The 22,388-nt window shown below is 75.2% G+C and carries 23 protein-coding genes; 12 read left to right on the top strand and 11 right to left on the bottom strand.

Annotated elements, in window-relative coordinates; translation table 11 throughout:
* Positions 1–65 precede the first annotated feature (65 nt).
* The gene (locus tag FHX73_RS11175) at positions 66–320 is read left to right on the top strand and encodes a putative antibiotic biosynthesis monooxygenase (RefSeq protein ID WP_145904868.1); all 255 of its coding nucleotides are present in this window, start codon (positions 66–68) and stop codon (positions 318–320) included.
* Here the strand turns inward: FHX73_RS11175 and FHX73_RS11170 are convergent.
* Positions 296–1,156, bottom strand: coding sequence for a class I SAM-dependent methyltransferase (locus tag FHX73_RS11170; RefSeq protein WP_145904867.1), 861 nt, complete (start codon positions 1,154–1,156; stop codon positions 296–298). The genes FHX73_RS11175 and FHX73_RS11170 overlap by 25 nt on opposite strands.
* Positions 1,157–1,279: 123 nt before the next feature.
* Between FHX73_RS11170 and FHX73_RS11165 the strand changes: the two genes are divergently transcribed.
* Positions 1,280–1,897, top strand: a complete 618-nt coding sequence (locus FHX73_RS11165) for an HAD family hydrolase (protein ID WP_145904866.1) — start codon at positions 1,280–1,282, stop codon at positions 1,895–1,897.
* A gap of 21 nt (positions 1,898–1,918) precedes the next feature.
* On the opposite strand, the gene FHX73_RS11160 is transcribed toward FHX73_RS11165, so the two are convergent.
* Positions 1,919–2,158 carry a hypothetical protein gene (locus FHX73_RS11160; RefSeq protein ID WP_145904865.1) on the bottom strand — a complete coding sequence of 80 codons (240 nt, stop codon included), beginning with the start codon at positions 2,156–2,158 and terminating at the stop codon, positions 1,919–1,921.
* A gap of 515 nt (positions 2,159–2,673) precedes the next feature.
* Here FHX73_RS11160 and FHX73_RS47145 point away from each other — a divergent pair.
* Complete coding sequence (locus FHX73_RS47145; protein ID WP_145904864.1) at positions 2,674–3,057, top strand: cold-shock protein; 384 nt, start codon at positions 2,674–2,676, stop codon at positions 3,055–3,057.
* 49 nt (positions 3,058–3,106) lie between these two features.
* On the opposite strand, the gene FHX73_RS11150 is transcribed toward FHX73_RS47145, so the two are convergent.
* From FHX73_RS11150 to FHX73_RS11135, 4 genes are read right to left on the bottom strand one after another with little or no spacing between them, the layout of a single operon-like run.
* Positions 3,107–3,955: a 1,4-dihydroxy-6-naphtoate synthase gene (locus tag FHX73_RS11150; RefSeq protein WP_145904863.1), complete on the bottom strand. Its 849-nt coding sequence runs from the start codon at positions 3,953–3,955 to the stop codon at positions 3,107–3,109.
* Positions 3,948–4,634 (bottom strand): futalosine hydrolase, encoded by a 687-nt coding sequence (locus FHX73_RS11145; protein WP_246213463.1) that lies wholly within the window; start codon positions 4,632–4,634, stop codon positions 3,948–3,950. The genes FHX73_RS11150 and FHX73_RS11145 overlap by 8 nt, the downstream gene beginning before the upstream one ends.
* The gene (locus FHX73_RS11140) at positions 4,631–5,224 is read right to left on the bottom strand and encodes a hypothetical protein (protein WP_145904862.1); all 594 of its coding nucleotides are present in this window, start codon (positions 5,222–5,224) and stop codon (positions 4,631–4,633) included. The genes FHX73_RS11145 and FHX73_RS11140 overlap by 4 nt, the downstream gene beginning before the upstream one ends.
* A gap of 26 nt (positions 5,225–5,250) precedes the next feature.
* Positions 5,251–6,624 carry an MFS transporter gene (locus tag FHX73_RS11135; protein ID WP_425461437.1) on the bottom strand — a complete coding sequence of 458 codons (1,374 nt, stop codon included), beginning with the start codon at positions 6,622–6,624 and terminating at the stop codon, positions 5,251–5,253.
* Between the two features lie 619 nt (positions 6,625–7,243).
* Here FHX73_RS11135 and FHX73_RS11130 point away from each other — a divergent pair.
* The 3 genes from FHX73_RS11130 to FHX73_RS11120 all read left to right on the top strand — a co-directional run bounded on the left by FHX73_RS11130 (position 7,244) and on the right by FHX73_RS11120 (position 12,252).
* On the top strand, positions 7,244–8,122 hold the full coding sequence (locus FHX73_RS11130) for a DUF3027 domain-containing protein (RefSeq protein ID WP_145904861.1): 879 nt from the start codon (positions 7,244–7,246) through the stop codon (positions 8,120–8,122).
* A gap of 164 nt (positions 8,123–8,286) precedes the next feature.
* Positions 8,287–11,595: a sacsin N-terminal ATP-binding-like domain-containing protein gene (locus FHX73_RS11125; RefSeq protein WP_145904860.1), complete on the top strand. Its 3,309-nt coding sequence runs from the start codon at positions 8,287–8,289 to the stop codon at positions 11,593–11,595.
* 69 nt (positions 11,596–11,664) lie between these two features.
* Complete coding sequence (locus FHX73_RS11120) at positions 11,665–12,252, top strand: NAD(P)H-dependent oxidoreductase (protein WP_145904859.1); 588 nt, start codon at positions 11,665–11,667, stop codon at positions 12,250–12,252.
* On the opposite strand, the gene FHX73_RS11115 is transcribed toward FHX73_RS11120, so the two are convergent.
* Together FHX73_RS11115 and FHX73_RS11110 are read right to left on the bottom strand one after the other, a co-directional pair.
* The gene (locus FHX73_RS11115; RefSeq protein ID WP_145904858.1) at positions 12,218–14,644 is read right to left on the bottom strand and encodes an HAD-IC family P-type ATPase; all 2,427 of its coding nucleotides are present in this window, start codon (positions 14,642–14,644) and stop codon (positions 12,218–12,220) included. The genes FHX73_RS11120 and FHX73_RS11115 overlap by 35 nt on opposite strands.
* 81 nt (positions 14,645–14,725) lie before the next feature.
* Positions 14,726–14,983: a DUF2530 domain-containing protein gene (locus tag FHX73_RS11110; protein WP_145904857.1), complete on the bottom strand. Its 258-nt coding sequence runs from the start codon at positions 14,981–14,983 to the stop codon at positions 14,726–14,728.
* A gap of 119 nt (positions 14,984–15,102) precedes the next feature.
* Here FHX73_RS11110 and FHX73_RS11105 point away from each other — a divergent pair, with 119 nt between their 5' ends.
* From FHX73_RS11105 to FHX73_RS11085, 5 genes are all read left to right on the top strand, one after another.
* A complete protein-coding gene (locus FHX73_RS11105; protein ID WP_145904856.1) occupies positions 15,103–16,563 on the top strand; it encodes an NCS2 family permease in 1,461 nt (486 codons plus the stop codon).
* A 160-nt stretch (positions 16,564–16,723) separates the two neighbouring features.
* Positions 16,724–16,951: a hypothetical protein gene (locus tag FHX73_RS11100; RefSeq protein ID WP_145904855.1), complete on the top strand. Its 228-nt coding sequence runs from the start codon at positions 16,724–16,726 to the stop codon at positions 16,949–16,951.
* A gap of 108 nt (positions 16,952–17,059) precedes the next feature.
* Positions 17,060–17,971: a DUF4231 domain-containing protein gene (locus tag FHX73_RS11095; RefSeq protein WP_170304887.1), complete on the top strand. Its 912-nt coding sequence runs from the start codon at positions 17,060–17,062 to the stop codon at positions 17,969–17,971.
* Positions 17,972–18,082: 111 nt separating this feature from the next.
* Positions 18,083–18,517 (top strand): MarR family winged helix-turn-helix transcriptional regulator, encoded by a 435-nt coding sequence (locus FHX73_RS11090; protein WP_145904853.1) that lies wholly within the window; start codon positions 18,083–18,085, stop codon positions 18,515–18,517.
* A 49-nt stretch (positions 18,518–18,566) separates the two neighbouring features.
* Entirely contained in the window at positions 18,567–19,955 is a 1,389-nt protein-coding gene (locus FHX73_RS11085) for an MFS transporter (RefSeq protein ID WP_246213462.1), read from the top strand.
* 7 nt (positions 19,956–19,962) lie between these two features.
* Here the strand turns inward: FHX73_RS11085 and FHX73_RS11080 are convergent, their stop codons facing one another.
* Positions 19,963–20,487: a GNAT family N-acetyltransferase gene (locus FHX73_RS11080; protein WP_211786171.1), complete on the bottom strand. Its 525-nt coding sequence runs from the start codon at positions 20,485–20,487 to the stop codon at positions 19,963–19,965.
* 59 nt (positions 20,488–20,546) lie between these two features.
* On the bottom strand, positions 20,547–21,083 hold the full coding sequence (locus FHX73_RS11075; RefSeq protein WP_145904852.1) for a hypothetical protein: 537 nt from the start codon (positions 21,081–21,083) through the stop codon (positions 20,547–20,549).
* A gap of 87 nt (positions 21,084–21,170) precedes the next feature.
* Here FHX73_RS11075 and thpR point away from each other — a divergent pair, with 87 nt between their 5' ends.
* Complete coding sequence (gene thpR, locus FHX73_RS11070; protein ID WP_145904851.1) at positions 21,171–21,731, top strand: RNA 2',3'-cyclic phosphodiesterase; 561 nt, start codon at positions 21,171–21,173, stop codon at positions 21,729–21,731.
* Positions 21,732–21,759: 28 nt separating this feature from the next.
* On the opposite strand, the gene FHX73_RS11065 is transcribed toward thpR, so the two are convergent.
* Positions 21,760–22,362: a TetR/AcrR family transcriptional regulator gene (locus tag FHX73_RS11065; RefSeq protein ID WP_145904850.1), complete on the bottom strand. Its 603-nt coding sequence runs from the start codon at positions 22,360–22,362 to the stop codon at positions 21,760–21,762.
* Between the last annotated feature and the right edge of the window lie 26 nt (positions 22,363–22,388).

Genomic DNA, 22,388 nt, shown 5'->3' with positions numbered 1-22,388 from the left:
GACAAGTGCCCGGCCCTGTGCCATGCTCCAGCCAACCGGTTGGTTGGAGATTCGGAGGCACCACGATGTCCGCACTGTCCGTGCACCACCGCGCACTGGTCACCTGGCTCGCCGTCTACCCGACGATCACCGTCGCCTCGATCCTGCTCGCCCCCTACACCGCCCACCTGCCGGTCTACCTGCGCACCCTGCTGCTCACCGCCCTGGTGGTCCCGGTGGTCGCCTACGGCCTGGTGCCGCTGTTCAGCCGGGCCCTGCTGGCCGGCCGGGCCCGCCGCACCGACCGCTACGCCCGCTACACCCGCGACGCCGTGATGTAGCGGATCGTGGTGCGCCGCACCAGGCTGCCGTCCGGCGCCGCCAGCCCGGCCAGCTCGGCCAGCGCCGCCTGCCGGGCCTCGTCCAGCCGGGCGGCCGGCACCGCGTCCAGGGCGGCCCGCCAGCCGCCCGCTGCGCCCTTGCCCCGGTCCTCGGCCGGCGGCAGGCTCATCGCGCGCCACCAGGCGGCCGCGTCCGGGTAGTGGCTGACCGCCTGGTGCTCCTCGCAGCGCACCCCGGTGAACCCGGCCGCGTGCAGCAGCTCGGCCGCCTCCTGCGGCGAACGGCCGAGCGCGTTGTGCCGGCCCGCCCCGGAGTGCCGCAGCCGCAGGGCGTGCGGCGACAGGAAGGCGTCCAGGGCCGCGCCCGGCCGCTCCCAGCCGGGGGCGTCCGCGCCGAACGCGGTGCAGCCGAACCGCCCGCCCGGCACCAGCACCCGGTGCACCGAGGCCAGCGCGGCGGCCGGATCGGGCGCCAGGGCGAGGACGAACGAGGAGAGCACCGCGTCGAAGGAGCCCGCCGGGAAGCCCAGTGCCGGCGCCTCGCCCAGCTCCACCCGGACGTTGCGCAGCCCGCGCCCGGCGGCCCGCGCCCCGGTGGCCCGCACCGTCCCGGGCGCCGCGTCGACGCCGACCACCGATCCGCCCGGCCCCACCTCGGCCAGTGCCGCGAAGAGTACGGCGCCCCGGCCGCACCCCAGGTCCAGCACCCGGTCGCCGGGGCGCAGTCCGGCCAGCCGGGCCAGCCGGGCGCCGATCGGGTTGAAGAAGCCGCCGTCGGCCGCGTCGTGGTCGTCCGCGGCGGGTGATGACTCGCCGCTGAGCTGAGTGTCCGTCATGGCGCCATCGTGATCCGGCTGTGGCGTTCGTCACAAGGGTCGCCCGCCCGGCGCACGGGAGGCGCGGTCCGCGGGCCCGGGGCGCTCCGCGTGCGCCGGTGGCAACCCCATAGGCTCGGGCGCATGGCTGCGCTCACCGTTGGTTTCGACCTCGACATGACCCTGCTGGACACCCGCTTCGGGATCCGGGCGACCCACCTGGCGCTCTCCGCCGAGACCGGCACCTACATCGACGCCGACCTGGTGATCACCCGGCTCGGCCCGCCGCTGGCCCAGGAGCTGGCCAACTGGTTCCCGGCCGACCGGGTCGACGCGGTGGTCGACCGGTACCGCGAGCTCTACCCCGAGTACGCGGTCGAGCCGACCGTGCCGCTGCCGGGCGCGCTGGCGGCGGTCGACGCGGTGCGCGCGGCGGGCGGGCGGGTGGTGGTGATCACCGGCAAGTACGAGCCGAACGCCCGGCTGCACCTGGCGCACGCGGGCATCGAGTACGACGCCGTGGTCGGCGACCTGTGGGCGCAGGCCAAGGGCGCCGCGCTGCGCGAGCTGGGCGCGAGCGTCTACGTCGGCGACCACCTCGGCGACGTCCGGGGCGCGCGGGCGGCCGGCGCGGTGGCGGTCGGCGTGACCACCGGTCCGTACGGCGCCGCGGAGTTGACCGAGGCCGGCGCGGACGTGGTGCTGCCCGACCTCACCGGCTTCCCGCAGTGGCTGGCCGGCCACCTGGCCGCGGCGGTCTGACCGCTCGGCGGCCCCGGCCGGTCAGGCCTGCGGCGGTTCGGCGGCCGCGTGCACCCGGCGGCGCTGCGCCCGGGCCGAGCGGAACAGCCCGACCAGCGCCAGCAGGAAGCCCAGCGGCATCAGCATGCTGGCCCAGTAGGCCGCGCTGGGCAGCGGGTGCAGGTGGAGGAAGAGCGGTACGAAGGTGACGACGGTGGCCACCGCGCCCACCAGGAAGACCACTCCGCCGACCGGGACCAGGCGCTCGCCGGACTCCTGCACCGCTGACTCCTCCGCTGTCGCCACGACTTCGCGGCCGGGGCCCGGCCGCCCGGTCAAGTCTGGCACGGCCGGGGAGCGAAACCCGCCTGCCGTCGGCGGCCCGAACGACTAAGCTGACGGCCCATCACCTGCACTGATGCCCGTGCCGTCACTGCCTGCGGTTCGCCGGGGACAGGGAGTTTCGAACTGCCTGTGGCGAGGGTATGCAGGTCTCGCAAGGGGTCACCCGATCCCGCCTTTCCAGCCAGGGGGTGTGCCATGACGACCGCCAGCAGGCCGTCTCCTGGCCGTGCCGTGCCCTGGCCGGGCCGGGGCCCCAGAGCCGAGCGGAAACCCTGGGCCGTGTGCGAGTAGAACCCCCGAGCGCCCGTCAGCCGATCCGCTGACGGCCGCCGCGCACCGGTCCCGCGTCACCGCACACCGCACACCGCGCCCGACCGGTTCGTGCCGCCCGTTCCCCAAGGCTCCCGACGACGACGCCGGGATGCCTCCCCACCACACCGAGGACATTCGAGATGCCCACCGGCCAGGTCAAATGGTTCAACGAGACGAAGGGCTTCGGCTTCCTTTCGCGGGACGACGGTGACGACGTCTTCGTCCACAGCAAGGCGCTGCCCGCCGGGGTCAGCTCCCTGAAGCCGGGGCAGCGGGTGGAGTTCGGCGTGGTCGCGGGGCACCGCGGTGAGCAGGCGATGGGGGTCACCCTGCTCGACGCGCTGCCGTCGGTGGCGGCGGCCCAGCGGCGCAGCGCGGACGACATGGCGCCGATCGTGCAGGACCTGATCACCATGCTGGACGCCGTGCTGCCCGGCCTGCAGCACGGCCGCTACCCGGCCAAGCCGACCGGGCAGAAGCTGGCCCAGGCCCTGCGCGCGGTGGCCGACCAGTTCGACGTCTGACCCGGTGTCAGCGGTGCGCCGGCCCCCGAGGGGCCGGCGCACCGGTGCGTCAGGGGAAGGCCAGCGCGTCCGGCGCCAGCGCCGGGACCAGGCCCTCGGCGGCGGCCCGGTCGAGCAGGCCGCGCACCGCCGCGTAGCCCTCCTCGCCCAGGTCGGCCGTGAACTCGTTGACGTAGAGCGCGATGTGCTGGTCCGCCACCGCCGGGTCCATCTCCTGCGCGTGCGCCAGCACGTACTCCCGGGAGGCCGCCGGGTCGTCCCAGGCCGCCCGCACCGAGGAACGGACCGCGTCGGCCAGCTCGCGCAGCCGGGCCGGGCCCAGCGAGCGCTTGGCGATGATCGCGCCCAGCGGGATCGGCAGCCCGGTCGCGGCCTCCCAGGCCTCGCCCATGTCGGCGAGCTTGGCCAACCCGTACTGCTGGTAGGTGAACCGCGCCTCGTGGATCACCAGCCCGGCGTCCACCCGGCCGTCCCGCACCGCCGGCATGATCTCGTGGAACGGCAGCACCACGACCTCGCCCAGCCCGCCGGGCACCGCCGTGGCCGCCCAGAGCCGGAACAGCAGGTAGGCGGTGGAGCGCTCGCTCGGCACCGCGACCACCTTGCCGGTCAGGTCGCCGGAGGACTCCGGCCGGGTCAGCACCAGCGGGCCGCAGCCGCGCCCGAGCGCGCCGCCGCAGGGCAGCAGCGCGTACTCGTCGAGCAGCCAGGGCAGCGCCCCGTAACTGACCTTCAGCAGGTCGAGTTCGGCGCGCTCGGCCAGGCCGTTGGTGACGTCGATGTCGGCGAAGAGCACCTCGGGGGCCTCGGCGCCGGGGATCCGGCCGTGCGCCCAGGCGTGGAACACGAAGGTGTCGTTCGGGCAGGGCGAGTACGCGATCCGCAGCGGCTCAGCCACCTCGTACCTCCTGGAGCAGGGTGTCGTAGGGGAGGGCGGTGAAGGCCCGGCCGAGGGCGGCCAGCGCCTCGCCGATCCGCCAGGCGGCCCGGTCCCGGGGGCCGACCGGGTTGGAGACGGTGCGCAGCTCCAGCGCCGGCACGCCGTGCCGGGCGGCGGCCTCGGCCACGCCGAAGCCCTCCATCGCCTCGGCCAGCGCGCCGGGGTGGCGCCGGGTCAGCTCGGCGGCGCGCTCGGCGCTGCCGGTGACGGTGGAGACGGTCAGCACCGGCCCGAGCAGCGCGCCGGTGGCCCGGGCGAGCAGCGCGGCGGCGGCCGGCGGCGGGGTGTGCGCGGCGGTGCCGAAGCCCAGTTCGGCCACGTCGAGGAAGCCCTCCGGGGTCTGCGCGCCCAGGTCGGCGGCGACCAGCCGGTCGGCCACCACGGTGGTGCCGACCGGTGCCAGCGGGGCGAAGCCGCCGGCGATGCCGGCCGAGAGCACCAGCGGGTGCGGCTCGGCGGCCAGCGCGAAGGCGGTGGCGGCGGCCGCCGCGGCCGGGCCGACCCCGGCGGTGACCACGGCGACCCGGCCGGCCGGTGCGGCGCCCAGCACCGCCTCGGCCTCGGCGGCCACCGCGACGACGACGAGCAGCCGGCCCGGGCGGGCCGACTGCTCGTCACACGAGTGCGGCAGGGTCACTGGCCCTGCGAGGAGCCGTCGCCCTGCGAGGCGTCGCCGGAGGTGTCGGGGGTGCCGACCGGCGCCGCGTTGTTCTTCAGGTCGATGAACCAGACCGCGATCAGGCTCTGCTTGGAGGAGCTCTGCGGGCTGTTCGGGTCGTACTCCAGGATGGTCAGGTGGGTGTCGCGCACCGAGCTCAGCACGTTCGCCGCGGGGACCAGGCCGGAGAAGGTGGTGTCCTTCTGGTACGGCGCGATCTGCACGCCCTGGCCGCCGCCGCCGTTGGTGCTGGCGGTCCAGCCGTTCTTGGCGCTGTCCGGGTCGAGGCCGACGCCGATCCGGTCGGAGCTCTTGACGGTCAGCGTGGGCCACTTGTTCGGCTGGCTGAAGAGCACGCTGCACGCCTTGTTCGTCGCGTCGTCGAGCGGCTTGCCGCCGTTGAAGCAGGACGGCTGGATGCGGTGCGAGTCGCGGCCGATGGTGATCGTCGCCTGGGTGGTCACCGGCTTGTGCTGGCCGGAGGCGTAGGCGTAGGACCCGCCCAGCGTGCCGGCGCCGATCAAGGCCACGGCGCCGAGGGCGGCGATGACGGGGGTGCTGAGGCTCATGGACGAAGGCTATCCAACTCCGGCTCTCACGCTACGCGGGGGTGCGGTGCGCCGCCGCGAACCCCCAACCGGACCAGGCTGAGCACCGTCCACAGCAGGGCCGCGCCGAGCACCCCGGCGGCCACCGAGAGGCCCAGCGTGCCGTTCAGCGGGAGCAGGATGCCGAGCGTGCCGCCGGCCACCCAGGAGAGCTGCATCAGGGTCTCCGAACGGGCGAAGGTCGAGGTCCGCACCGCCTCCGGCACGTCGCGCTGGATCAGCGAGTCGAGCGCCAACTTGGCCAGTGAGGCGGCGATCCCGGCGACCGCCGCCACCACCATGACGGTCGCCAGCCCGTACCAGAGCGCCGCCGCCACCGAGGCCCCGGTGGCCAGCAGCAGCATCGCCGTGATGGTCGCCTCCGAGCCGCGGCTGCGCAGCCAGGAGCCGAAGACCGAGCCGAGCGCGTTGCCGCCGCCCGCCGCCACCGCGAGCAGGCCCAGCGAGACGGTGGGGGAGAGCCCGCCGACCGGGGAGACCCGGAGCAGGAAGGCCAGGAACAGGGTGAGGAAGCCGCTCAGCCCGCGCAGCGCGGCCACCGCGCGCAGGCCCAGCACCACCGCGGGGCCGACGGTGCGCAGCCGACCGGTCGGGCGCGGCGCGGCGGTGTCCGGCTGGTCCGCCCCGACCGGGCCGGCGTGCAGCACCGCGCGCTCCTCGCCCTTGGCCGAGTCGACCTGGTGCGGCAGGTGAAAGGCCATCAGGGTGCCGACCACGAAGACCAGGAAGGCCCCGCGCAGCGGCCAGCCCGGCCCGATCAGGTGCAGCCCGCCGCCGACCCCGGCGGCCAGCCCGGTGGCCAGCAGGCCGGCCAGCGTGACCCGGGAGTTGGCCTTCACCAGGGTCACCCGCTCCGGCTTGAGCCGGGGCACCACCACGCTGCGCACCACGCCGTACGCCTTGGACGCGACCAGGCAGCCCAGCGCCTCCGGGTAGAGCGCGAGGCCGCCGTGCTCCACCGAGCCGGCCATGGTCCAGGCGAGGAAGGCGCGGACCAGCATCGCCATCGCCATCGCGGCCCGGCGGCCGTGCGGCAGCCGGTCCAGCAGCGGGCCGATCACCGGGGCCAGCAGGGCGAACGGGGCCATCGTGATCAGCAGGTAGAGGGCCACCCGGCCGCGGGCCTCGCCGGTGGGGACCGAGAAGAAGATGGTGGAGGCCAGCGCCACGGTGATCAGCATGTCGCCGAAGGAGTTCAGCGCGTGCAGCTCGATCAGCTTGGCGAGGCCGGACTCGCCGGCGCCGTCGGCCGAGGTGGCCCGGCGGATCCGCCGGCCGGTGCCGTGCACCACCCGGCCGGTGCCCAGGCCGGCCGCCGAGGCACCGCGCAGCAGCAGGTTGCGGCGCGGCGAGGTGTCCACCGGCGCGGTCTCGGCGGCGGTGTCCTGCGCGGCGGTGCCCTCGTCGGCGGGGCCCTCGGCGGAGCCGTCCGGCGTGGGGCCGGGCAGCGGTCCGTCGTCCACCGGCCGCGGATCCTCCTCCGCGGCGGGGACCGGCAGCTGTTGTCGCGGCACGGCGCCCGCCTCCGACGCCGCCGGGTCGGCCGGCGGGGGCCGACCTGAACCGGCTCCGTCCGGGCCCGCGGCGGGCAGGGCGTGCTGCGACGGATTTTCCTCCGCCACACAGGCAATCCTGCCTGACGAACCGGGCGGGGACGAGGGATTGGCACCGGCTCGGCGCGGCTGACCGGACCCCGGAGGGTCCGCAGCAGGTCGCCGGGCTGTCGCGCGGACCTTTCCGACGGGTAGCCTGCTGTCCGCGTGCCGTTGTCCCGGGCTGCCCGGCGCCGCGGACAGCCGGACCCCCGGCGGCGCGGCCGGTCCGCGCAGGGCGCCCGGTCACGCAGAATAGGGGCGGTGAGCTGCTAGGACCAGGCCCGCGAACCCGGCGGCCAGGAGGTCCCGAACGGCCCGGGCGAGGCACCGGGCCACTAGGCTGCAGGCAAGAAGACTGGAGAGAACCGACGCCGTGAGTGCTGCGATGCGAAGCCGTACCCCCGACCGGGTCTGTGCCGAGGCCGTCGAGATCGCCAGGCAGGCAGCAGTGGAGTCGGTCGGCGCCGAGGCCGTCGGCGCGCACCTGGCGGCCGTGGCCGAGGGCGAGCGGGTGGTGACCCACACCTTCGAGTGCCTGGACGCGGCTTACCGCGGCTGGCGCTGGGCGGTCACCGTGGCCCGGGCGCCGCGCGCCAAGCTGGTCACCCTGGACGAGGTGGTGCTGCTGCCCGGTCCCGACGCGGTGCTGGCGCCGCAGTGGGTGCCGTGGAGCGAGCGGCTGCGCCCGGGCGACCTCGGCCCCGGCGACCTGCTGCCCACCGACGCCGACGACCTGCGACTGGAGCCGGGCTGGACCGGCGAGGACGCGCCGGCACCCAACTCGGCCGTCTTCGACGGCGACGAGGACCTGGTGGTGAGCGACCCGCACGTGCAGCCGGCCCCGGCCCGGGCGCAGATCGGCGCGGTCGCCGAGGAGCTCGGCATGAGCCGGCCGCGGGTGCTCTCCCGGCTCGGCCTGCACCAGGCCGCCGACCGCTGGGAGAAGGCGCACGGACCGCAGACGCCGATGGCGCAGTCGGCCCCGGCCAGCTGCACCTCCTGCGGTTTCCTGATCCCGATCGGCGGCTCGCTCGGCCAGGCGTTCGGCGTCTGCGGCAACGAGTTCGGTCCGGCCGACGGCCAGATGGTCTCGCTCGCCTACGGCTGCGGCGGCCACTCCGAGGCCGCCGTGCTGCCCGCCCCGCCGGTGCCGGCCGAGCTGATCCTGGACGAGACCGTGGTCGAGCCGCTGCACCTGCACCCGGACCGCACCGCCGGCTCGGTCGAGCCGGACGCCCCGGCCGAGGAGCTCGGCCACTCCTGAGGCCCGACCGGGCCGACCTCGGGCCGACCGAGGCCCGCCCCGGGCCCGCCCGGAGCCGTCGACGGCTCCGTGGCGCGGCCTGCGGCGGAGGGTGTCGGTGAAACGCGAGAGAATGCCCCCCGGTAGCAGTGTCCGTGTGACAGACGGGGAAGGCGGCGGGTCCAGTGGAGCCTCGCATCATCGGTTCCGGCAGTGGCGAGCAGATCGGTGACCCGTTCGGGACGGCCGAGCTGCGGCGGCGGGTGCTGGACGCCTGGACGGCCTCCCCGGCGAGATTCCGGGAGGACGCCAACGCCGAGGAGGAGCTCGCCCTCGGCGGCTACCGGGACCGCCTGGTCATCGAGTTGGCGCAGAACGCGGCGGACGCGGCGGCCCGGGCCGGTCGCGGCCCCGGCCGGCTCCGGCTGACCCTGCGCGACGGCGTGCTGGTCGCGGCGAACACCGGCGCCCCGCTGGACGCGGCGGCGGTGGAGTCGCTGGCCACCCTGCGGGCCTCCTCCAAGCGCGCCGACGCCTCCCCCACGGTGGGCCGGTTCGGCGTGGGCTTCGCCGCCGTGCTCGCGGTCAGCGACGAGCCGGCCATCGTCGGCCAGGCCGGCGGGGTCCGCTGGTCGCTCGCCGAGGCGCGCGAGCTGATCATCGGTCAGGCGGCCGCGCAGCCCGCGCTGGACGAGGAGCTGCGCCGCCGCGAGGGCCACCTGCCGCTGCTCCGGCTCCCGCTGCCGGCCGCCGGCGAGCCGCCGACCGGCTACGACACCGCGGTGCTGCTCCCGCTGCGCGACGGCGCCGCCGAGGACCTGGCCCGCACCCTGCTGGAGGGCGTCGACGACGCGCTGCTGCTCACCCTGCCGGGCCTGGGCGAGGTGGTGCTGGAGACCCCGGACGGCACCGTGCGCACCCTCACCCGGGCGGTCGCCGAGATCACGCCCGAGGGCCTGGCCGAGGTGCTCATCACGGACAGCACCGGCGAGCGCTCCGAGCAGTCCCGCTGGCAGACCGTCACCGCGATCGGCGAGCTGGACCCGGAGCTGCTGACGGACCGTCCGGTGGAGGAGCGGGCCCGCCCGTTCTGGACCGTCACCTGGGCGGTGCCGGTCTCGGCCGCGGGCACCCCGGAGCCGGTGCCGGTCGCGCCGGTGCTGCACGCGCCGACCCCGAGCGAGGAGCCGCTGGGCGTGCCGGCGCTGCTGATCGCCTCCTACCCGCTGGACTCCACCCGCCGGCACACCGCCCCCGGCCCGCTCTCCGACTTCCTCACCGAGCGGGCCGTCGAGGCCTACGCCGGGCTGCTCCGGGCCCGCGGCGCCGACCTCGGCTCGCTCTCCCTGGTGCCGGCCCCGCTGGGCAGGGGCGCGCTGGACAACGCGTTGCGCGCCGGCATCCTGGCCCGGCTGCCCGAGACGCCGTTCCTGCCGCACCCGGCCCCGGTGGAGGAGGGCACCCCGGCGCTGCGGCCCAGGGACGCCACGCTGCTGGAGGGCGCCGACGCCTCGGTGGTCGAGGCGCTCGCGCCGATCTTCCCGGGCCTGCTGCCGGCCGGCCTGGAGCGCCGGACCGAGCTGCGCGCGCTGCAGGTGCGCCGGGTGCCGCTGGCCGAGGTGGTGGACCAGCTCGGCGGTCTGGACCGGGAGCCGGCCTGGTGGCGCAGCCTGTACGGCGCGCTGGCCGGGGCCGACCCGGAGGCGCTCGGCGCGCTGCCGGTGCCGCTGGCCACCGGCCGCATGCTGACCGGCCCGCGCCGGGTGCTGCTGCCCTCCGAGGACGCCGACTGGGCCGGTTTCCCCGGCTACCCGCAGGCGCTGGCCGAGGCGCTGGACCTGCTCGACCTGCGCCTGGCCCACCCCGACGCGGCGCACCCGCTGCTGGCCAAGCTGGGCGCGGCCCAGGCCACTCCGGCCGGCATCCTGGCGACCCCCGAGGTGCGGGCGGCGGTGGCCCGCTCGCTGGACCTCGGCGAGGACGACTACGACGCCGCGGTGGACCTCGCGGAGGCGGTGCTCGGCCTGGTCAAGGCGGCGGGCGCGCAGCCGGGCGAGCACCCGTGGCTGGCCCGCCTCGCGCTGCCGGACGACCAGGGCGACCTCGCCAGGGCCGGTGAACTGGTGCTGCCGGACAGCCCCTTCGGCCAGCTGGTGCGGGCCGACGACGCGCCGTTCGTGGACGACGAGCTGCTGGAGCGCTGGGGGCCCGAGGTGCTGGCGGCGGTCGGCGCGCTGGGCGACTTCGTGCTGGTCCGGGCCGAGGACGCGGTGCTCGACCCGGACGACCTGGAGCGCCTGGACCCGACCGCGCCCGCCGACCGGGCGGCCGGCGGGCGCCCGACCGGGCTGCTGGACGAGGCGCCGGACGGGTTCGCCGACTGGTGCGAGGAGGCGCTGGAGGCGCTCGACGCCGACCAGGCCGAGCTGGGCGTGCCGCCGGTGGCGGCGGAGCTGCTGGCGGTGCGGGACCTGGACCTGGTGGACGACCAGGCCTGGCCCGAGGCGCTGGCCCGGCTGGCCCGCCCGCCCTACCGGGACGCGGTGGTCGCGCCGGTGCGCGCGCTGCTGCCGGACGGGCGGTACGCCGACCTGCCGCCGTACACCGCCTGGTGGCTGCGCGACCACCCGGTGCTGGACGGCCGCGAGCCCGCCGGGCTGCGCGCGGCCGGCGCCGACTGGCTGCTGCGCGGGCTCTACGAGGAGGCCCGCACCACGCTGGACGAGCAGTTCCTGCACGCCCTCGGGGTGCGCACCACGCTGGCCGCGCTGCTGGCCGAGCCGCACGGCTCGGAGGAGCTGCTGGACCGGCTGACCGACCCGGACAGCGAGGTGACGCACCGCCAGCTGCACGGCATCTACACGGCGCTGGCCACGGTGGAGGCCGAGCCCATCGACGTGGTGCGGGCGCTGCCGCCGCTGGACCCGCAGACCGGCCGCCGCCCCGGGCACACCGTGGTGGTGGACGCCACCGAGGCCGTGGTGGCCGACGCGCCCGACCTGGTGGCGCTGCTGCACCCGTACCCGCTGGTGCCGGTGGCGCCCGCGCTGGCCCCGGCGCTGGCCGAGCGGCTGCACGTCTCGCTGGCCAGCGAGATCGCCGGCGGCCGGGTGCTCTCCGAGGGCACCCTGCACCGGGTCCCGCCGATCGTCCGGGAGCTGCTGCCCGGCTGCCCGGTGGCGTACGAGGAGCACGAGGAGCTCCTGGTGGTCGGCCCGGACGGGGAGGAGGCCGGGGTCGACTGGCGCTGGGACCCGGCGGCGCCGAGCCCGGAGCTGCCCTACGACCCGGAGGACCCGGACACGTCGGAGGAGGACGCCGAGTTCGAGGTGCCGCCGGTGGCCGGTCTGCTGCACGCGGCCACCCCGGAGGGGCTGGCGGCGGGCCTGGCCTGGTCGGTGGGGCAGTGGCACCGGCGGTTCGAGGTGCTGGCCGCGCTCACCGAGCCGGACCGGGCCTACGAGCTCTCGGCGGCCCGGGACTTCGAGGGCTGACGGTGCGTCGGCCGGGCGGGCGCGGGCCCGCCCGGCCGGCTCCGCGGGCGGGGGCCTAGGGTGGCGGCCATGATCGACACGGCTGACCGCAGCTTCCTCTTCCTGCTGGCGAGCGCCCGGCTCGACGGCAACACCGAACTGCTCGCCCGCCGGGCCGCCGCGGCCCTGCCGGCCGGTACCGAGCAGCGCTGGCTGCGGCTGAGCGAGCAGGCGCTGGCGCCGTTCCCGGACCGCCGGCACGAGGGCGAGGGGAGCTACCCGCAGCCGGAGGGCGGCGAGCGGGTGCTGCTGGAGGCCACCCTGGCCGCCACCGACGTGGTGGTCGCCTCGCCGCTCTACTGGTACAGCGTCTCCGCCGACGCCAAGCTCTACCTGGACCACTGGGCCGGCTGGATGCGGGTGCCGGGCTACGACTTCCGGGCCCGGATGGCCGGCAAGACGCTGTGGGGCGTGACCGCGCTCGCCACCGAGGACTTCTCGGTGGCCGATCCGCTGGTGGGCACCCTCAAGCTCAGCGGCGAGTACCTGGGGATGACCTGGGGCGGCGCGCTGATGGGCTACGCCAACCGGCCGGGCCAGGTGGCCGAGGACGCCCGGGCGCTGGCCGCCGCCGACACGTTCTTCAGTCAGTCGAGCCTTCGGCCAGGCCGCGCTTGACGAACCGCCAGGCGATCTCCAGCAGCAGGCCGGCGGCGACCGCGATCGCCACCCCCGTCCAGGGGTCGCGGAAGCCGACCAGCTTCAGCTGGAAGAAGTCGGACAGCCAGGGGACCAGCAGGATCAGCGCGAAGGCCCCGCCCATCGCGCCGATCAGCAGCAGTCGCCACCAGGTGTACGGCCGGGCCACGATCGCCAGCACCCAGATCGCCACCAGGAAGAGGGTCAGGGTGGCCACGCTGGTGTCGGCCTTGAGGTCGGTGGCGTGGTCGGAGCGGGCCAGCGCGTAGGCGGTGAAGGTCGCGGCGCCGGCGATCACCCCGCCGGGCACGGCGATCCGCAGCACCCGCCGGACGAAGCCGGTGCGGGCCCGCTCGTTGTTCGGCGCCAGGGCCAGGAAGAAGGCCGGGATGCCGATGGTGAGCGAGCTGAGCACGGTGGAGTGCCGGGGCAGGAACGGGTACGGCACCTGGGTGAAGACCACCAGCAGCGCCAGCAGCACCGAGTAGACCGTCTTCACCAGGAAGAGCCCGGCGACCCGCTCGATGTTGCCGATCACCCGGCGGCCCTCGGCGACCACCGAGGGCAGGGTGGCGAAGCTGTCGTCGAGCAGCACGATCTGCGCGACCGCCCGGGTCGCGTCGCTGCCCGAGCCCATCGCCACGCCGATGTCCGCGTCCTTGAGCGCCAGCACGTCGTTGACGCCGTCGCCGGTCATCGCGACGGTGTGGCCGCGGGACTGCAGCGCGGCGACCAGCTCGCGCTTCTGCTGCGGCGTCACCCGGCCGAAGACGGCGGTCCGGTCGGCGGTCTCGGCCAGCGCCTCGGGATCGCCGACCGGCAGGGTGCGGGCGTCGACCGGGTGCTCGGCGCCGGGCAGCGCCAGGCTGCCGGCCACCGCGCCGACCGAGACCGCGCTGTCCCCGGAGATCACCTTGGCCCGCACGTTCTGCCGCTCGAAGTACCGCAGGGTGTCGGCGGCGTCCGGCCGCAGCCGCTGACGGAGCACCACCAGGCCGAGCGGCTCCAGCCGGGCGGCCGGATCCGGACCGTCCAGCGGCACCGGGGTGCGGCCGAGCAGCAGCACCCGCAGCCCCTGCGCGCCCAGCTCGTCGGCCTCCTCCAGGGCCGGGTGGCCGGCCGGCAGCAGCACGTCCGGCGCGCCGAGCAGCCAGCTGGCCTCGCCGCCGGTCGGCTCCAGCAGCTGGGCCCCGCTCCACTTGCGGGCCGAGGAGAACGGCATCGCCTCCAGCACCCGCCAGCGCTCGCGCTCCGGCCCGCCCTCGCCGTAGGCGTCGATCACCGCCTGCATGCTGGGGTTGGGCCTGGCGTCCGCGCTCGCCAGCACCCCGAGCACCTGCTCCAGCACCGGGAGGCCGACCTGGTCCGGATCGAGCGGGCGCAGCTCCCGCACGTCCATCCCGCCCTCGGTGAGGGTGCCGGTCTTGTCCAGGCAGACCGTGTCGACCCGGGCCAGGCCCTCGATCGCGGGCAGCTCCTGGACCAGGCACTGCTTGCGGCCGAGCCGGACCACGCCGAGCGCGAAGGCGACCGAGGTGAGCAGCACCAGGCCCTCGGGCACCATCGGCACGATGCCGGCCACGGTGCGCCGGACCGCCTCCCGCCAGTCGTTGTGCTCGACCGACCACTGACTGATCACCAGGCCGATCGCGGTCGGGACCAGCAGGTAGGTGACGTACCGCAGGATGGTGTCGATGCCGCTGCGCAGTTCGGACTTGACCAGGGTGAAGCGGCTGGCCTCCTCGGCGAGCTGGGCCGCGTAGGCCTGACGGCCGACCCGGGTGGCGGTGAAGGCGCCGGCGCCGGCCACCACGAAGCTGCCGGACATCACCTGGTCGCCGGGCTGCTTGAGCACCGGGTCGGGCTCGCCGGTGAGCAGCGACTCGTCGATCTCCAGGCCCTCGGCCTCGGCGACCTCGCCGTCGACGATCACCTTGTCGCCGGTGCCGAGCAGCACGGTGTCGTCGAGCACGATGCCGGAGACCGGCACCTGCACCGGCTGCCCGTCCCGGCGCACCGTGGGGCGGGCCTCGCCGATCAGCGCCAGGCCGTCCAGGGTCCGCTTGGCGCGCACCTCCTGGATGATGCCGATCGCCGTGTTGGCGACGATGACCAGGCCGAACAACCCGTCCTGGGGCGGGCCGACGACCAGGATCACGGCGAACAGCGCGCCGATGATCGCGTTGAAGCGGGTGAGGACGTTGGCCCGGACGATCTCCTTGACGGACCGGCTGGACCGCACCGGCACGTCGTTGACCTCGCCGCGGGCGACGCGCTCGGCGACCTCGGCGCCGCTCAGCCCGCCGGGGTGGGCGGGGGCGAGGCCGAGGGCGTGTGCACCGGGCGTGGTGCCGTCCGAGGGGTGCGTCATGGCACCGACTCTACGGGCGGCAAATGTCCGGTGCGTCCTCCTTTGGGCCGATAGCGGGTCAGCCGATCGGCCGACGGAGGGTCAGTCCTGTTCCGCCGCCCGGCGGCTGCGCTCGATGGCCGCCCGGCGGGTCCGGCAGTACCAGAGGCCGATCAGCCCGAGCAGTCCGCCGGCCAGGCAGATCCACGGCCAGTTGCCGTGCTCGTGCCGGCTCAGCTGGTGCTGGAACGGCAGCAGCACCACGAACCCCAGGAACCAGAGCGCCGTGCCGGCGCCGACGATCGCGACGTCGTTGGCTTCCAGTGGAGGTGGGGAGGGGTGCACGGGGGTCTTGGCCATGGCAGTCAGCGTACGGGGTCGGTGCGTCCGGACGGCCGTTGTCTACGCGCGAAGATGGCGCGTGCACGACGCAACGACCCATACTTGAGACTTCCTCCACCCCCATCTGAGGACGTTCCATGCCTTCCGTGGCCCAGCCGACCCTGGAGTCGCCCGAGCCCCAGGCGCCCACTCCCCCCACCGGCGCCATCGACCGCTACTTCAAGATCTCCGCGCGCGGTTCGAGCGTGCCCCGGGAGATCCGCGGGGGCGTCGCGACCTTCTTCACCATGGCCTACATCCTGGTGCTGAACCCGATCATCCTGAGCAACGCGGTCGACGTGGACCACCACGCGCTGAGCTTCCCCCAGCTGGTCACCGCGACCGCGCTGACCGCCGGCCTGACCACGCTGCTGATGGGCGTGATCGGCAACGTGCCGATCGGCCTGGCCGCCGGCCTGGGCGTGAACACCATCGTGGCGCTCCAGTTGGCACCCAAGATGACCTGGCCGGACGCCATGGGCATGGTCGTGCTGGCCGGCTTCTGCATCATGCTGCTGGTCGCCACCGGGCTGCGCGAGCGGGTGATGAACGCGGTGCCGCTGGGCCTGCGGAAGGCGATCGCGATCGGCATCGGCTTCTTCATCACCCTGGTCGGCCTGGTCGACTCCGGCTTCGTCAGCCGGATCCCGGACGCCGCGCACACCACCGTGCCGCTGGAGCTGGGCATCGGCGGCCACCTGCACGGCTGGCCGGTGCTGGTCTTCGTGGCCGGCCTGCTGCTCACCCTGACCCTGGTGGTCCGCAAGGTGCCCGGCGCGATCCTGATCTCGATCGCCGTGATGACGGTGCTCGCCGTGGTGATCCAGAAGCTGGCCGGCCTGCCGGCCGCCGCCTGGGGCCTGACCGTGCCCAAGTGGCCCGGCAACCCGGTGGCCACCCCGGACTTCGGCCTGGTCGGCAAGGTCAGCCTGTTCGGCGGCTTCCACCACGTCGGCGTGCTGACCGGCGTGCTGTTCGTCTTCACCGTCCTGATGAGCTGCTTCTTCGACGCGATGGGCACCATCCTGGGCGTCGCCGACGAGGCGCACCTGCTGGACAAGAACGGCGACCTGCCCGGCATGAACCGGGTGCTGATGGTGGACGGCATCGCCACCGCGGCCGGCGGCGCCACCTCCGCCTCGGCCAACACCTGCTTCGTGGAGTCCACCGCCGGCGTCGGCGAGGGCGCCCGGACCGGTTTCGCCAGCCTGGTCACCGGCGGGCTCTTCATGCTCGCGCTCTTCCTGACCCCGCTGGCCACCATGGTCCCGGCCCAGGCGGCCACCCCCGCCCTGGTCACCGTCGGCTTCCTGATCCTGGCCAACTCGATCCGGGAGATCGACTGGTCCGACTACACGATCGCGGTGCCGGCCTTCCTGACCATGGTGCTGATGCCGTTCACCTACTCGATCACCAACGGCATCGGGATGGGCTTCGTCACCTTCTGCGTGCTGCGGCTGGCCACCGGGCGCGGGAAGAGCGTGCCGGTCGCGCTCTACGCGGTTGCGGCGGTCTTCGCCTTCTACTACCTGATGCCGGCGCTGGGGATCGGCCAGTAGCCCGGCGCCCGCCGCACGCAGGAGCCCGGTCCCGGGTCACGGGGCCGGGCTCCTCCGCGTTGCGCAGGGCTGCTCGTCCGCTGGGGGTAGGCGGAGTCAGGGGCATTTCGGGGTCGCTCCCCGATGCGGCGCCGGGGCGGGCTCCGGGAAGCTGGGGGGCATGCTGAGTGAGCTGCGGGACACGAGGTCTCGGGTGCGGGTGCGCGGCGCCACCGTGCTGGCGGTCGGCGTGGTGCTGGGTGTGGTGTGCGGCCTGCTGGCGATGGCCGCGGCGCCGCCCCGGCCGGTCGACGCGGTGCCGGTGCGCTGGCTGCTGCTGGCCGAGGTGGGGGTGCTCGGCGCGGTGATGGCGCTGGTCGCCGCGGTGGTCCCGGTGCGCCGCCGCTGACCGTCCGGCCCGCCGGCCGACCGCCCGTCAGGTGGCCGGAAACCGTGCTGTGTAGCGGAGTTGACGATGGGCATACTGCCCCCTGACGGAGTGAGGGGGCACTGCCTGATGGTGCGATGGGACCCGGCCCGGGCCGACGAGGCGGACTTCCTGCCCGAGCCGTACCAGACGGCCGACCGGGCCTCGGTGGACGCGCAGCGGCAGACCCTGCGCTGGTACCGCGGGATGATCCTGATGCTGGTGGTCGCCGCCGCGGTCGGCGCGGTGGCCGGTGCCGGCTCGGGGGCGGCCCCGCTGGTCTCGGTGGCGGCCTTCCTGTTCGGCGGCTTCTTCTGGTTCCGGCTGCGCGCGGGCAACCCGCAGGCCCGCTGGTTCGAGGCCCGGGCGGCGGCCGAGTCGTTGAAGACCCTGGCCTGGAAGTACACCGTGCGGGCCCGCCCGTTCGGCGGCCCGGCGGACTCCGCCGAGCTGGACGAGGACTACCGCGGGCAGGTCGCCGAGGTGCTGCGCACCTTCGAGGGGTCCGGGGTGCTGCCGGCCGGCGCCGCGCCGGAGATCACCGAGGGGATGCGCGAGCTGCGGACGGGCGACCTGACGGCGCGCCGGATGCTGTACCTGCGCCTGCGGGTGGAGGGCCAGCGCACCTGGTACCTGGCGAAGGCGAACGCCGCCGAGTCGCAGGCGGCCTCCTGGGGGCTCGGCACGGTGGCCCTGATGATCCTCGGCGGCGCGGCCGCGGTGGCCCAGGCGGCCGGCGCGATCCACACCAGCCTGTTCGGGGTCTGCGCGGCGGCCGCCGCCGCGATCATCGCCTGGACCCAGCTCAAGCAGCTGCGCCCGGTGGTCTCCGCCTACCGCCTCGCGGCCAAGGAGCTGGACGCGGTCTGGGCCAAGATCACCACCCTGGACCTGACCGACCCGCAGGCCGAGGAGGCCTGGGTCCGGCTGGCCGGCGACGTGGAGGACGCGGTCGCCCGGGAGCACACCAGCTGGCGCTCCCGGCGGGCCTTCCCGCACTGAGACCAACCCGTTCGTACCGAGGGCGTGGCTCGTCGAGCCGCGCCCTCCGGCGTGTCCGATCTCACGTGTCGAAGTCTTAATTAGCGAGAGTAATGACGTAAGCTAAGGATCATGTCCGAGATGTCCGAGGAGGACCTCGCCGCTGTCAGTCAGCTGCGGTCGTCCGTGATGCGCCTGGCCAGGCGGCTGCGCCACCAGCAGGTGGAGCATTCGCTGAGTCCCACCGAGGTGGGCGTGCTGGGCACGCTGGCGAGGTGTGGGAGCGCCACGCCGGGGGAGTTGGCGCGGCGGGAGCACGTCCAGCCGCCGTCGATGACGCGGATCATCGCGATGCTGGAGGAGAAGGGCCTGGTGCGGCGCGAGTCGCACCCGCAGGACCGGCGCCAGGTGGTGGTCAGCATGACCGACCAGGCCGCCGAGATCCTCGACGAGAGCCGGCGGCTGCGCAACGCGTGGCTGGCCGAACTCGCCGCCCAGCTCACCGAGGAGGAGTGGGCCGCGGTGCGCGAGGCGGCGCCCGCGCTCTACAAGCTGGCCCACCTCTGACGGCCTCTCGGACACGGCACGGAAGACGCGAACGAGAGGAACCGACCCTGTGAGCAAGGGAAGCCATACCGCCGACCCCGACGAACGCACCGCGACGGCCGACACCGTCGCACCGGGCCCCACGGGGGCCAGATTCACCCGCCCGGGAGGGATGTTCTCCTCGCTGCGGGTGCGCAACTACAAGTACTTCTTCGCCGGACAGATCGTCAGCAACACCGGCAGCTGGATGCAGCGGATCGCCCAGGACTGGCTGGTGCTCAGCCTGACCCACAGTCCGCTCGCGGTCGGCATCACCACCGCGATGCAGTTCCTGCCCACCCTGGCGCTGGGCCTGTTCGGCGGGGTGCTGGCCGACCGGATGCCCAAGCGGCGGCTGCTGATCGGCACCCAGGCCGCGATGGGCCTGCTGGCCGCGGCGCTGGCCGTGCTGACCGTCACCGGCGCGGTCACCGAGTACTACGTCTACCTGTTCGCCCTGCTGCTCGGGCTGGTCACCGTGGTGGACACGCCGACCCGGCAGGCCTTCGTCTCCGAGATGGTCGGTCCCAAGGACCTGGCCAACGCGGTCAGCCTGAACGCCGCCAACTTCCAGACCGCGCGGCTGGTCGGCCCGGCGGTGGCCGGCCTGCTGATCGCCGCGGTGGGCAGCGGCTGGGCGTTCGCGCTGAACGCGCTCTCCTTCGCCGCCGTGATCGGCGGGCTGCTGGCGATGCGGACGGCCGAGCTGCACCCGGTGGAGCGGATCCCGCGCGAGCGCGGTCAGCTGCGCGAGGGCCTGCGGTACGTGAAGGAGCGCCCGGACCTGATGTGGCCGCTGGTGCTGGCCGGGTTCATCGGGACCTTCGGCTTCAACTTCCCGACCCTGCTCTCCGGCTTCGCCTACCGCACCTTCCACGTCGGCCCCGGCCTGTACGGCCTGCTGAACACCGCGATGGCGGCCGGCTCGCTGGTCGGCGCACTGCTGGCGGCCCGTCGCGGCGCGCCCCGGCTGCGCTGGCTGGCCGGCGCCGCGCTCGCCTTCGGGGTGCTGGAGGTGGCGGCCGCGGGGGCGCCCGGCTACTGGAGCTTCGCGCTGCTGCTGACCCTGGTCGGGGTCTTCGGGCTGACCTTCAACACCGCGGTCAACTCCTACGTGCAGCTGGCCACCGACCCCGAGATGCGGGGCCGGGTGATGGGCCTGCTGGTGCTGGTCTTCACCGGCGGCACTCCGGTGGGTGCGCCGCTGGTCGGCTGGGTGACCGACGCCTACGGTCCGCGGGTCGGCCTGCTGGCCTGCGGCGCGGTCGCCACGCTCGCCGCCGCTGCGGTCGGCCTGGTGCTGGCCCGCTGCGCGGACCTGCGGCTCCAGTTGGACCTGCACCGCGGCAACGGCGGTCGGGTGGTGGCCTTCGTGCCGCGCCAGGCGGCGCCGAAGCGCGAGCTGGCCGCCGCCTGCTGACGGGCGGTCAGCCGTCGAGGCGGATCTCCAGCACCTGGCCCGGCCAGCGGCTGCCGTCCGGCCGGTCGACCTCGAAGGGGTCGGTCTCGGTGAAGCCGAGGGCGCGGTAGGCGGCGACCAGGCGGCGGTCGTCGCCGGCGTAGCAGTCCACCCGGAGCAGCGGGAGGCCGCGGCGGACCGCCTCGGCACGGGCGTCGGCGACCAGGGCGGCGCCGACGCCGGTGTTCTTGCGGCCGCGGTCGGTGCCGAGCAGCCGGATGAAGAGGTCGGGGGCGTCGGCGGGCGGGATGTGGGCGGGCACCTCCTGGGCGAGCACGCAGACGCCGAGCAGCTGCCCGTCCGCGTCCTCGGCCAGGCGCATCAGGCACTTGGTCGCGTAGTCGTGCACGTGCGCGATCCGGGCCTCGTTGGTGGACCAGGGCTGGTCGCCCCACTGGCCGGTGCGGCCCTGGGCGGCCAGCCAGGCGACCGCGCGGTCGAACAGGGTGAGCACTGCGGGGATGTCGTCAGGACCGCCGGTTCGAATGATCATGTCGTCTTGTCTACACCCCGGGCGACGGGGTGTCAGCCTCCGCCGCCCGGGGCCGCCGGTCAGACGTGGTAGAGCTGGGTCAGCTCGGTGATCTGCTTGCCGGGGTCGACCAGCACGTCGTAGAAGTTGCCCAGGCACTCCTCGCCCTTGGGGGTGGGGTAGCGGTCGGGGGCGGCGCAGGACTGCAGGTGGCGCAGCGCGGTGTCCCAGGTGACGGTGCGCAGGCCGTCCGGCGCGTAGACGATCTTCGTCTTGGCGGCGGTCGAGAAGGTGTACTCGACGGCCTGCGGGGTGGGCTCCCAGGTGGGGCCGTCGGGCAGGCCCGGGGAGCAGTTCAGGATCGCGATGTGGGCCTCGACGTGGTTCATCGCGCCGTTCACGTCGTCCACGTGGATCGCCAGGTGGCCCCAGGCGAGCCCGGGACAGTCGGTGGGCTTGGCGGAGGCGTGTGCGGACGGCGCGGAGGCGTGCGCGGACGGCGCGGACGGCGCGGGCGCGGCGGTGCCGGCCGGGGTCTCGTCGGGCCCGCAGGCGGTCAGGGCGAGCGCCGCGGTGGCGAACAGGGCTGCTGCGGCGGCCCGGTGACGGACTGGCATGTGGTTCCCCCTGGAGTGGCTGACGGCCCGTCAACGGCGGGCCGCAGGGACTGTAGCGACTCCTGCGACGGGTGGGACACTGGGGGTATGAGGCTCTTCGTCGCCGTGCTGCCCCCACCGGCGGTGCTGGCCGAACTGGAGGCCGCGGTGGCGCCGCTGCAGGCGCTGCCGGGGGCGGACGGGCTGCGCTGGACGGACCGGGACGGCTGGCACCTCACCCTGGCCTTCCTCGGCGAGGTCCCCGAGGAGCGGCTGCCGGTGCTCGGGGAGGCGCTGGCCCGGGCGGCGCTCGACCACCCCGTGCACCGGCTGCGGCTGGCCGGCGGCGGGCACTTCGGCGGCCGGGTGCTCTGGGTCGGGATGGCCGGCGAGACCTGGACGCTGCGCGCGCTGGCCCGCTCGGTGGCCGTCGCGGTCGGCGAGGTGCTCGACGAGGGGGCGGACGCCGCCGAGTTCCACCCGCACCTCACCCTGGCCCGCAGCGGCCGGCACCCCGCCGCGGGGCCGCTGCACGCCGCCGCGGCCGAGCTCGTCCCCTTCCACGGCGCCGAGTTCCCGGTCACCGCCGTCCACCTGGTGCGCAGCGACCTGCACGCACCCCGCGCCCGCTACACCAGCCTGCGCAGCTGGCCGCTCAAGCCCGGCTGATCCGTCGGCAGGCGCCCCTGACGCGCCGTCACTGCGGTGTGGGCCAGGCCAGCACCGCCGTCCGCGCGACGAGTTCGAGCTCCTGCCGGGTGGCGCCGTCCCTGGCCTGCTGGGACATGCCCTGGAGGACGGCGGAGACGAACCGGGCGAGCGCGGCGGGATCGGTGCTGCCCGGTTCCTCGCCGGTGGCGACGGCCCGGGCGATGCGCTGTTCGAGGTTCTCGGTGCCCGCGGTGCGCAGGCGGCGCAGGCTGGCGCGGACGGCGGCGTCGGTGCAGTTGGTGGCGGCGCTGATCGCCAGGCAGCCGGCCGGGCGGCCGGGGGTGGCGTACTCGCTCGCCGCCTCGTGCAGCAGCCGGGCGATGCCGCGGCGGACGGTGGGCTCCTCGTCGAGCGCGCGCCGGACGAAGTCGCCGGGTCCGGCGGCGTAGCGCGCGACCACCTCGTGGAAGAGCGCCCGCTTGTCGCCGAAGGCCGCGTAGAGGCTGGGCGGGCGGATGCCCATGGCGGCGGTCAGGTCGGCGATCGAGGTGGCTTCGTAGCCGTGCTCCCAGAAGAGCAGGGTGGCGGTGCCGAGCGCCGCCTCGCGGTCGAACGAGCGGGGTCGTCCCCGGGTGCCTGCTGCCGTCATGGAGGAATTGTATATCGACCGCTAAA

It is taken from the genome of Kitasatospora viridis, assembly GCF_007829815.1.
GTDB lineage: Bacteria > Actinomycetota > Actinomycetes > Streptomycetales > Streptomycetaceae > Kitasatospora > Kitasatospora viridis.
The sequence above is the reverse complement of the archived record's forward strand: the minus strand, read 5'-3'. Positions and strand labels throughout refer to the sequence as shown.